This window comes from Ensifer sp. LC163 (assembly GCF_001695855.1).
Lineage (GTDB): Bacteria > Pseudomonadota > Alphaproteobacteria > Rhizobiales > Rhizobiaceae > Ensifer.
This window is the reverse complement of record NZ_MBSS01000051.1, coordinates 1-910: the sequence shown is the minus strand read 5'-3', so window position 1 is coordinate 910 and position 910 is coordinate 1. Positions and strand designations below refer to the sequence as shown.

General features: G+C 67.1%; 1 protein-coding gene and 1 pseudogene. Both read left to right on the top strand.

The window, feature by feature from the left end; translation table 11 throughout:
- On the top strand, positions 1-435 hold a 435-nt coding region (locus BC360_RS26340; protein WP_139110209.1), incomplete at its 5' end, for a M10 family metallopeptidase C-terminal domain-containing protein.
- A gap of 74 nt (positions 436-509) precedes the next feature.
- A pseudogene (locus BC360_RS26335) lies at positions 510-910 on the top strand (type I secretion system permease/ATPase); the annotation flags it as partial.

Below are 910 nucleotides of genomic sequence, written 5' to 3'. Positions count from 1 at the left end.
CAGGTCGCGGGCGTCGAGGTGGGAACCGACACGGTCTACGGCTTCGAGAACGTCATCGGCGGCTCGGGCCATGACGACATCACCGCCTCCAATGCCGTCAACATCATCGACGGCGGCCTGGGCGAGGACGTCTTCCGCTTCCCCTCGGTTGCGGCGGCCGACGGCGACACGATCTACGGCTTTTCGCCGGGCGACCGCATCGACTTCTCCTCGATCGACGCCAAAACCGGACAGGCGGGGGTGCAGCACTTCACGCTGTCGGCCGGCACGACGCTGTCCGGCGCCGGCCAGATCGTGGTGACGCATGAGACACGCGACGGCGCCGACGTCACGGTGATCCGCGGCAGTGTCGACGCCGACCCGGATGCCGACTTCGAACTGGCGGTATCCGGCACCCACAACCTCAAGGTCGCCGACTTCAACGGTGTCTCCTGAGCAGGAACGGTGACGTCCCGGCCGGTCGCTGACCGGCCGGGACAGCAGGCGGGCGGACAAAAGGGGATCTCACCATGAGCAAGAAGAACGAGCCGCAACACAAGATCGGCGGCATGCGCGGTATCCTGATCTATCTCTTCGGCCTTTCCGGCCTGATCAACATCCTGGCGCTGACCGGCGCCTTCTACATGCTGCAGATCTACGACCGGGCGCTGACCAGCGGCAGCATCTCCACTTTGGTGGCGCTGTCGGTGCTGGCGGTCGGGCTCTACCTGTTCCAGGGCCTGTTCGACGTCATCCGCTCGCAGATCCTCGTGCGGCTCGGCGCCCGGCTCGACGCTGAGCTGGCGCCGCTTGCCCACAAGGTGGTGATCGAGATGCCGCGCTTCGGCTATTCGACGGCGGAGGCGACGGAGCGCGGCCGCGACGTCGACACGCTGCGCGGGTTCCTGGCAAGCCAGGGGCCGGTGGCGCT